Genomic DNA, 8,422 nt, shown 5'->3' with positions numbered 1-8,422 from the left:
CCGGATCAGTGTCAGGACTCAGCCGTCACTTACGTCGCACTCCACGTCGTCAGTGCCATCGCGATGAAAAAGCGCTTTCGTTTATGTGCAGTGACTACAGGCACGGCATGAAGTTGTACTGCCGCAAAAGGCCGACAAGGTCCACATCACAGCGTTACTCGAACTCCTGACGGTTCTCCGGGGTGATGAGTTTGAACGGGACCCAGATCACCGGGGATGCCAGTGTTTCGCCACGCGCCATGCTCAGTGCCGCATCAACCGCGCCGTTGGCCTGGCCCACAGCGTCCTGAAACACGCTCACGGCCATTTTGCCTTCGGCCATCAGCTTCAGTCCGTCCGGGGTGCCGTCGATGCCGCCCACCAGATAGTCCTTGGCATTCTTGCCAGCCTTCTCCAGACCCATGATCGCGCCAATGGCCATTTCGTCGTTGTTGGCGGCGACAATGGAGAAGTCCACTCCCTGCTTGACCCAGTCAATCAGGATGGTTGCGGCCTGGCTGCGCTCCCAGTTACCGATTTTCTTCTGCACCACCTTCATGTTCGGGTACTTGGCGACGACCTTCTCCACGTCCTCGGTGCGCATGACCGACGACTTGTTGCTCGGGTCGCCGACCAGAATCACCACATTGCCCTTGTAATTCGCACGGCGGGCGAGTTCTTCCATTTGCAGGGTGCCGGACTCCAGTTCATCGGAGCCAACAAAGGCAGTCTGCGCGGGCCATTTGGCAGGGTCAGGATTGCGGTTGACGAATACCAGCGGGACCTTGGCCTCGCTGGCCAGGCGCATCATCTCCGGCGCACTCTTGCCATTGACCATCGCAACAACAATCGCGTCGACTTTCGAGCTGACCAGGTTGCGGAACTGACGCATCTGCAGCTCGACATCGTCCTGGCCGTTTTCCATGAAAATGTCGGCGTCCATCACGGCCACTTGCTTCTCCACACCGTGGCGCAGGATGGTCTGAAAGTTATCGTTATATTTGGCCATGCCCACACCAATCAAGGGTGTGCTGGCGTGCGCAAGGCCTGCGAGGAACAGACCGGCGCCCAGAGAAATCGATAACCACTGCTTCATGTTCTGCTCCCGAGCGTCAAACGCTGAAATGATGGAGCAGCTCGCGCTGATCCCTGGCCATCTTCGACAGGTCCTGACTGCTGCTGGCAGACTGTTCGGCACCATCGGCCGCCTGCTGTGCAGAATCATTGATGTGCGTGACCATGCGGCTGGTTTCCTGCACCGTCGCACTCTGCTCCTCTGTGGCGGCAGCAATCTGGATATTCATGTCGCGAATCGTGTCGACCGCCTCGCTCATTTCCACCAGCAACTCATCGGCACCGGAGGCCAGCGTCACGCAGTGATTGGACTGGATCTGGCTTTCGTTCATGACCTGCACGGCCGAGTGAATCTTGCTCTGCATCTGGCCGATCATTTCCTGGATCTCGCTGGTCGATGTCTGGGTACGACTGGCCAGTGAGCGCACTTCGTCGGCGACTACCGCAAAGCCTCTGCCCTGCTCCCCGGCACGCGCAGCCTCTATGGCTGCGTTAAGAGCCAGCAGGTTGGTCTGTTCGGCAATCGTGCGGATGGCATCGACAATACCGTCGATGTTCTGCCCGTACTTCTGCAACTCATCGGTCACCGCCGACGCCTTGTTGACCTGCTCGGCTTGCTGGCGAATGTTGACGATGGTTTCTGCCACGCGCTTCTGTACCTTGCTGGTCAGCTCGCTGGTGCTGTCCACAGCACTGCGCGTGTCCTGCGCACGACGGGCCACTTCTTCGACGGTGCTTTCCATTTCATTCATCGCCGACGCAGCCGAGTTCAAACGGTCTTTCTGCTCGTCGACGACACGGGTGGTCTGTTCACTGACCTGCGCATTCTGGCTGGCCGTCAGTGCGAGCGTGTCGGCAGAGCCAATCAGCTCACGGAAGGTCTGCTGCAAGGACTGGGTGAACTCGTTGAGATAGCCGCCCAGCTCACCGAATTCATCCCGGCGGCTGACGTCGAAACGCACCCGCATATCGCCACCCGAAAGGGTTTTGAGCACCCCCCGGAAAGCCGCCAGTGGACGCCGCAGGCTGAAGGCCACCCATGTACCGATGATCGCGGCAGCCAACACCGCCAACAGGCAGGCGATCAGCAACAGGCTGAGGCTGGTGGCGATAGTCGAATCGGCTCCGGCCTTGGCCTCGTTGGCAACGGCCAGCGACTGATTGCCGAACTCGCCGATCTTGTCCAGCGTTGCCTGCAAACGCGCTTCTGCCGCCTGCCGCTGCTTGCCGACCTGCTCGGCGAGCGCCGCTTCCTGCCGGTAGGCCTGATAGACACCGTCAGCGCCGGTCAGGTCTTTGAGCAAGCGATTGACCATTACCCCGGCAATACGGCCGCCGCGCGGATCAACCGCTGTCAGCTCCCGCGCCCGCGTGCTGATCACCTCATCCTGCAGGTTGAGCACGCGCTGCAATGTCTGAATATCCGGCGTGGCGGCATGCGCGGCCAGGCCTTCGTAGGACTTGCCAACTTCCAGCAGCAGCTTTTCCGCCGCTACCACGTTCTCGGACGAACCTGTCGTGCGCTCACGGGCAATATAATCGCGCAGAAAACCGGTGAGTTGCGCACCCTCGCTGCTGCTGTAACCCTGCAAGACGCGGCTCTGCAGCACCTGCAAAACGTGCTGGCGATGACTGGTGATCAGGGTTTGCGCCTGCTCGACGTAGGCGGCACTGAGTTGGCGTTGCTGATTCAGGTTGTCGCGCAGCTCGGCACGATCGCCGGTGTAGGCTGGAATGCTGTCCAGCAGCTGATTGAAGCGCGACATGCTGTCGTTGAACGGCTGGTTGCCCTCGTCGATCTGCTTGGGGTCAGTGCTGACCAGAATCCCGAGCAGGGCCTGGTTGGCTCGCAGCACATGCACGTAAAGCTCACTCGCCGCCCTGCTAAGCGGTGCCGACTGACCCGTAATGATGCTGATGCGCTCGCTTATCGAATGGGTGCTTTGATAGCTGATACCCGCCATGGCGAGCAGCAACACCACCAGCACGGCAAACCCACCGATCACTCGCTGAAGAACGGTCATGGCTATCCTCTTTTATTTTTATTGCGCTGAAGCGATTCGGGCTGGCGCGGAAAACGCCAACCCGGGAAAAGATCAGAACTCAATAAAAGCTGTCGGCCAGACAGAGAGCGACTTGAGCGGTCCGTCACAGTATTTTCCTGCAAACAGACGCTCACAAAAAAGGGCTGCATGAGCGAGCACTCACGCAGCCCTCTGGCTGGGGCTTATCAGCGAAAATGGCGCGTTACCGCCTCCGGCGCATCGGGTACGTCCATGTTGATTCTGCGCCAGGCGGCCTGGGCAAAGCTGTACACCGAAAACGCGATCAGCCCCAACGCCACGATCAGCAGCACCAGCCCACCGGCAGGCAGGTCCTGCAGGCCGTTGAGCGCATCCTTCATGCCAGGCGGATGCATCGCCTGATAACTCGACCCACTGACGACCAGTAACACCGCAATCTCGATGAAGGCAACGCCTCGGGCAATCAGCCCGAAACGGGACACCGGACGCACGTACTTCATGACATCCTCATCCGCTTCGAAATACTTTTCGAACGACGCCTTGTAGCCCTTGATGATATGCACGATACCCAGCGCCAAGGGCACCAGCGCAACCACGTAGACCAACAGATTGGAGTGATCCCAGGAAAGGATCGACGCCAGCAGGTCTCTGGTCTGGCCGCCGCCCGAGCCACCCGAGCTTTTCAAGCCGCTGACCAGCAGGCCCAGCGCGAAAAATGCCAGCGCGCCGTAGGTGAATCCCCCTACCAGCAGACCGCCACGAATCACCAGCCCCTTGAGCTCCCGGCCATGATGGTCAACATCCCGGGTCGCCTGCAGCACCCGCCACGCAGCGAACGCCAGCAGACCGATCACCACCAGCCCGACCAGCACGCTGCCAAATGGCTGACTCAGCAAGGCTTCAAGGCTGCTGTGGCTGTCGGCCGGTTGCGAAGAACCCTGAGCTGCCAGAACAGCAAACAGCCCGATAATCAGATAAACAACACCACGAGCGGCATAACCGCCTCGTGCCAGTAGAACAAGGCCGCGTTGCGCCGACATAAATAACTATCCCTGAAAGTAATTACAGGAACAGACCCGGCATGTGCGCAGGGGTTCGACCCGATTGACGGCGTACAAAGTAATACGCCGTCAGTGAGTTCGTTACCCTTCAGGCAAACGTGGCACCTCGTGCGTTAACGAACACCGAATAAAGCGAGTGACTGCTGGCCATGAACAGCCGATTGCCCTCTCGCCCGCCGAAGCAGAGGTTGGCGCAGCGCTCCGGCAAACTGATATGGCCGATGGCTTTGCCTTGCGGGTTGAACACCCGCACCCCGTCAAGCTTTTCGAGGTCGGCCTTCGGGTTGCCGTTGCCGCCCCATCCACACCAGAGGTTGCCGCTCTCATCGCACTTGATGCCGTCGATGGCTGCATATTCCAGCCCTTCAACGTGCTTGCGCCGTTCCCCGAGTGTGCCGTCTTCATTGACCGCAATCGCCCAGATGAGCCCATTGGGTTTAGCGCGCCCTTCGACCACATACAGGGTTTTCTCGTCCGGCGAAAAACACAGGCCGTTCGGGCCTGCCAGATCATCAATGACCCGACTGACCTTGCCATTCGCAGGGTCGATTCGATAGACCCCGAAAGGCTGTTCCTGCTTGACCTTGTGGCCTTCGTAGTCGCTGTTGGCCTGAAAGGTCGGATCGGTGAGCCAGATCGAACCGTCACGCTTGCAGACGATATCGTTGGGCGAATTGAAAGGCTTGCCGTCGAAGCTGTCGGCCAGCACGGTAATGCGTCCGTTGTACTCGGTACGTGTCACCCGCCGCCCTTCGCTGGTCGTGCTCGAACCCTCACAAACCAGCAACCGGCCCTGACGGTCGCGGCACATGCCATTGGAAAAATTGGAGTGCTCGCGGTACACAGACAGCGCCCCCGTCACCTCATCCCAGCGCATGATGCGGTTATTGGCGATATCACTGACCAGCAGATAACGACCATCCCCCACCCATACCGGCCCCTCGGCCCAGCGCATGCCAGTGGCGAGCTTTTCAACGCTGGCATTGAAGATACGTATGTCCAGAAAACTGTCATCCAGCACACCCACCAGCGGGTCGGGATAACGCTGGGTCAACGGCTCGGCAGCAGACAGACGCGGCAGAGAGCCAATGGCCGCGACCGTTGCCGAAACAGCCAGTGACTTTTTCAGAAAGCCCCGACGGCTTTGGTCTGTGGTGGTGGTTGGGGGTGAGAAATCCATGGTGCGTCTCCTTGTTTTTATTTTTGGAATGGCGCCCGCCTCGCGGCCGCAAGGCATCCTACAAGATATCTCCAGCCTACCTGAATGATAGCGACATGCAATCAGGCGGCGCTCTGGTCAACAACCACTCATTCAATCCGGCTCTTGCGCACTCTGCTTACTACCGTGCTGTTCTCAACTTACGAAGCGTTTCAGCCGCACCTCTTACCAGCAACGCCGATGGCACCAGCATCACCAATACCATCACGACAAGAAGCATGAACTCTCCATCCTCGCCACCGATCATGCCCAGGGCATTTGCAGCTGAAACGTACATATCGAGCCCTGCTTGGGTTTGAAGCAGCCAGCCCATTAAACCTAAAGCGACAAGCCATTTAGTGAGAAGCAAGGCAAGCACCAACACCAGAAATGCCTGCACAACAACGAGCGTCATCCTTTTCATTACCGGCCTTTGCGCCCATGTGTATTTCCGCCAGCAGAATATGAGCCAAGGCTTCTTCAGGGCAATCATCCTTTTCTGAAAAGCGCTACGGGGTAATCCGTCCCCAACGTTTAAAAGCAAACAGGCATCGCCAGTTAAATGCGCTGGCTTTGGTTCACACCAAAAAATCAGGTATCGTGCGCAACCATCCTCCTTACTGCCCGAGCACACCAGATGCCCTCAAGCAAACGCGAGCAGGCCCGTACTGAGCGTCAGCTTGTTAAAACACTGACGCAAGCCTGTGAAACCGCGAAGTCTGAAATGCCCGGTTTTTGCTGGCTGACTCACGACGTCGGTTACGCAGCCTTCCCGGCCAGCCTGCAGGTGATCTGGGTGTTCGATACGCTGGCCGACAAGCATGCGGCGCTGGCGGGCGGGCTGGATGGGCGGATGATCGAGTTGACCGCAGCGGCGCTTGAGGAGGCGCAGGTGAGTGTGTCGAGCGTCTCGGCCCATGTGCATGTCGACTGTGAAGAGCGATGCCGCCTGGAGAACGGCGGCGACTGGCAGCAACGTATCAAGCGCAAATACGCCCGACGAGGTTGATATGGCCAAGGACATCGAAAACCCGTGTATCTCGGTCTGCCAGCTCAGTGGCGACCTGTGCGTCAGTTGTGGGCGCACCAAGGATGACATTCGCAAATGGAAGCGCATGAAGCGGCCAGAGAAAATGGCCGCTGTGCAACGCGCCGCACAGCGCATGAAGAGCCTGCAAAAAAAGAGCGGGTGAACCTGCAATTTTCATGTCCGGTGCGGAAACTTCTGCAAAACGGCTTGGGTCAGTATTAGCCGTGACTCAGCTACCTGGAGTCTGACGAATTACGGGAATCCCGCTCTTGGCCAGTCATGCAGATCGCTGCAATGCCCTGTCACTGGACAGCCTTAATTTCTTCCTCGCCGATGTGCGCGATGGTTTGGGTCCTTACCTGGCGATCTACCTGCTGGCGGTCCATCAATGGGACCCGGCCAGCATCGGCGTGGTCATGACCATCGCAGGTATCGCCGGGCTGCTGACTCAGACGCCCGCAGGTGCCCTGATCGACCGCACACCCTATAAGCGCGGGATCATCGGTGTGGCGGCGCTGCTGGTGACGTTGAGCTGTCTGATTCTGCCTTTCACCTCTTCATTTACCCTGGTTGCCATCACCCAGGCGCTGAGCAGCGTCGCCGCTTCGGTGTTCGCACCAGCGATTGCTGCGATTTCGCTGGGCATTACCGGCCCGAAAGCGTTCACCCGACGCACCGGACGCAATGAAACCTTCAATCATGCGGGCAACGCCTGTGCGGCCCTGCTGGCGGGCGGCTTCGCTTACCTGTTCGGCCCGATTGCGGTGTTCTATCTGATGGCCGCAATGGCCTTGGCGAGTGTTGTCGCGATCAGTTTCGTGTCTGCCGATGCTATCGATCATGAGGTGGCCAGGGGCTTTGATGCATCGCATACCTCACATGGCAGTCAGCCTTCCGGCCTGTCCGCATTACTGAACAACAGAACCCTCCTGCTGTTCGGGATTTGCTGCGCACTCTTTCATCTGGCCAACGCGGCGATGCTGCCGCTGGTAAGTCAGAAGCTTTCGCAGATCAACATGCAGATGGCGACTCCGCTGACCTCGGCCTGCATCGTCGCGGCGCAACTGGTGATGGTGCCGGCGGCGCTGCTGGTGGGTATGAAGGCTGATGTCTGGGGACGCAAACCACTGCTGCTGGCCGGTTTCCTGATTCTTCCGATCCGCGGCGTGCTGTACACGCTGTCGGATGATCCGTACTGGCTGGTGGCCGTGCAGATGCTCGACGGCATCGGCGCGGGCCTGTTTGGCGCACTGTTCCCGCTGATGGTCAAGGACCTGACTCAGGGCAGCGGTCGTTTCAATGTGAGCCTTGGGGCGCTGTCGACCCTGTTTGGCCTGGGCGCGGCGCTGAGCAACAGCCTGGCCGGTTTCGTGGTGCATGCGGCCGGGTACAGCGCAGCATTTCTGACCCTCGCGGCGGTGGCGGCGGTGGCGTTCTGTTTGCTGCTGGTGGCGGTGCCGGAGACGCTTTCGCGGTCGGATCATGCGCCTGAGCTCAAGCCGGATCATGCCGTGAATACGTGAAGCTGTTCACTCCAGCGTGAGCGCACGCACCTGCCAGTCGCCGTGCTGGCAGGTTGCGATAACCAGCCCGTTTCCTGCGCCGCCCATTCCGCCGACCCAACGCCCCTCCTCGTCCCACAGACCGCTGCGCCCCGCCGACTGCCAACCGCCTGTAGGCCCGCCGTGATTGGCCATCAGCACTGGCAACCTGTGGCGTCGGGCATGCCCTGCGAGCCCCTCTGAATCGTGAGCGTAGCCACCCGGTGATATGAGCACGCTTGCGGCGTACACCCCGGCGCCGCCCTCCGAGAGGCGTTGTACATGCTCGGGATGGCTGAAATCGGCGCAGACACACAGGCCGATTCGGTGCTGACTCAGCTGCAGGTAGCAATCTTCACTCCCAGGACTGAAGACTGCATCTTCTCCGGGGTGCAGGTATTGTTTGGCTTAGGGTCTGTTCCCGTTTCACATTGGTAGCCACAGAAAAGCGCAGGCCATTGCTATGACGCTTTCATAGTTTCTCTTGAGTTTGTCAAATCGAGAAGCCACCGCCC

Annotated in this window: 9 protein-coding genes and 3 pseudogenes; 4 read left to right on the top strand and 8 right to left on the bottom strand. The window is 59.4% G+C overall.

What is annotated here, in order from left to right; genetic code table 11:
- Window positions 1-154: 154 nt before the first annotated feature.
- The 3 genes and pseudogenes from DW49_RS0121775 to DW49_RS1000000134360 all read right to left on the bottom strand — a co-directional run.
- Window positions 155-1,075 (bottom strand): substrate-binding domain-containing protein, encoded by a 921-nt coding sequence (locus DW49_RS0121775; RefSeq protein WP_005617541.1) that lies wholly within the window; start codon window positions 1,073-1,075, stop codon window positions 155-157.
- A 16-nt stretch (window positions 1,076-1,091) separates the two neighbouring features.
- Window positions 1,092-1,826: a methyl-accepting chemotaxis protein gene (locus tag DW49_RS1000000134365; protein ID WP_370445442.1), complete on the bottom strand. Its 735-nt coding sequence runs from the start codon at window positions 1,824-1,826 to the stop codon at window positions 1,092-1,094.
- 120 nt (window positions 1,827-1,946) lie between these two features.
- Window positions 1,947-2,369: pseudogene (locus tag DW49_RS1000000134360) on the bottom strand (HAMP domain-containing protein); the annotation flags it as partial.
- 706 nt (window positions 2,370-3,075) lie between these two features.
- Here DW49_RS1000000134360 and DW49_RS1000000132905 point away from each other — a divergent pair.
- Window positions 3,076-3,249, top strand: coding sequence for a hypothetical protein (locus DW49_RS1000000132905; RefSeq protein ID WP_154655498.1), 174 nt, complete (start codon window positions 3,076-3,078; stop codon window positions 3,247-3,249).
- A gap of 34 nt (window positions 3,250-3,283) precedes the next feature.
- Here DW49_RS1000000132905 and DW49_RS0121765 read toward each other — a convergent pair whose 3' ends face one another.
- From DW49_RS0121765 to DW49_RS0121755, 3 genes are all read right to left on the bottom strand, one after another.
- Window positions 3,284-4,117, bottom strand: coding sequence for a DUF1206 domain-containing protein (locus tag DW49_RS0121765; RefSeq protein WP_005617538.1), 834 nt, complete (start codon window positions 4,115-4,117; stop codon window positions 3,284-3,286).
- 109 nt (window positions 4,118-4,226) lie between these two features.
- Window positions 4,227-5,318: an SMP-30/gluconolactonase/LRE family protein gene (locus DW49_RS0121760; protein ID WP_005617537.1), complete on the bottom strand. Its 1,092-nt coding sequence runs from the start codon at window positions 5,316-5,318 to the stop codon at window positions 4,227-4,229.
- A 160-nt stretch (window positions 5,319-5,478) separates the two neighbouring features.
- Window positions 5,479-5,760 (bottom strand): hypothetical protein, encoded by a 282-nt coding sequence (locus DW49_RS0121755; protein ID WP_024420383.1) that lies wholly within the window; start codon window positions 5,758-5,760, stop codon window positions 5,479-5,481.
- 213 nt (window positions 5,761-5,973) lie between these two features.
- Here DW49_RS0121755 and DW49_RS0121750 point away from each other — a divergent pair, with 213 nt between their 5' ends.
- The 3 genes from DW49_RS0121750 to DW49_RS0121740 all read left to right on the top strand — a co-directional run bounded on the left by DW49_RS0121750 (window position 5,974) and on the right by DW49_RS0121740 (window position 7,889).
- A complete protein-coding gene (locus DW49_RS0121750) occupies window positions 5,974-6,345 on the top strand; it encodes a hypothetical protein (RefSeq protein ID WP_005617536.1) in 372 nt (123 codons plus the stop codon).
- A gap of 1 nt (window position 6,346) precedes the next feature.
- The gene (locus DW49_RS0121745) at window positions 6,347-6,529 is read left to right on the top strand and encodes a DUF1289 domain-containing protein (RefSeq protein ID WP_005617534.1); all 183 of its coding nucleotides are present in this window, start codon (window positions 6,347-6,349) and stop codon (window positions 6,527-6,529) included.
- Window positions 6,530-6,635: 106 nt separating this feature from the next.
- Complete coding sequence (locus DW49_RS0121740) at window positions 6,636-7,889, top strand: MFS transporter (RefSeq protein WP_005617533.1); 1,254 nt, start codon at window positions 6,636-6,638, stop codon at window positions 7,887-7,889.
- Window positions 7,890-7,895: 6 nt separating this feature from the next.
- Here DW49_RS0121740 and DW49_RS0121735 read toward each other — a convergent pair.
- Window positions 7,896-8,315, bottom strand: a pseudogene (locus DW49_RS0121735) (nitrilase-related carbon-nitrogen hydrolase); the annotation flags it as partial.
- 18 nt (window positions 8,316-8,333) lie between these two features.
- Window positions 8,334-8,422, bottom strand: a pseudogene (locus DW49_RS1000000132400) (IS5/IS1182 family transposase); the annotation flags it as partial.

Source organism: Pseudomonas avellanae BPIC 631 (assembly GCF_000444135.1).
Lineage (GTDB): Bacteria > Pseudomonadota > Gammaproteobacteria > Pseudomonadales > Pseudomonadaceae > Aquipseudomonas > Aquipseudomonas avellanae.
The sequence above is the reverse complement of the archived record's forward strand: the minus strand, read 5'-3'. Positions and strand labels throughout refer to the sequence as shown.

What these genes read in the sequence shown, in the direction of transcription:
- DW49_RS0121775 (WP_005617541.1), bottom strand. Translation starts at nt 1,075, where the DNA reads ATGAAGCAGTGGTTATCGATTTCTCTGGGCGCCGGTCTGTTCCTCGCA.
- DW49_RS0121750 (WP_005617536.1), top strand. Translation starts at nt 5,974, where the DNA reads ATGCCCTCAAGCAAACGCGAGCAGGCCCGTACTGAGCGTCAGCTTGTT.
- DW49_RS0121765 (WP_005617538.1), bottom strand. Translation starts at nt 4,117, where the DNA reads ATGTCGGCGCAACGCGGCCTTGTTCTACTGGCACGAGGCGGTTATGCC.
- DW49_RS1000000132905 (WP_154655498.1), top strand. Translation starts at nt 3,076, where the DNA reads ATGGCTATCCTCTTTTATTTTTATTGCGCTGAAGCGATTCGGGCTGGC.
- DW49_RS0121755 (WP_024420383.1), bottom strand. Translation starts at nt 5,760, where the DNA reads ATGAAAAGGATGACGCTCGTTGTTGTGCAGGCATTTCTGGTGTTGGTG.
- DW49_RS0121760 (WP_005617537.1), bottom strand. Translation starts at nt 5,318, where the DNA reads ATGGATTTCTCACCCCCAACCACCACCACAGACCAAAGCCGTCGGGGC.
- DW49_RS0121745 (WP_005617534.1), top strand. Translation starts at nt 6,347, where the DNA reads ATGGCCAAGGACATCGAAAACCCGTGTATCTCGGTCTGCCAGCTCAGT.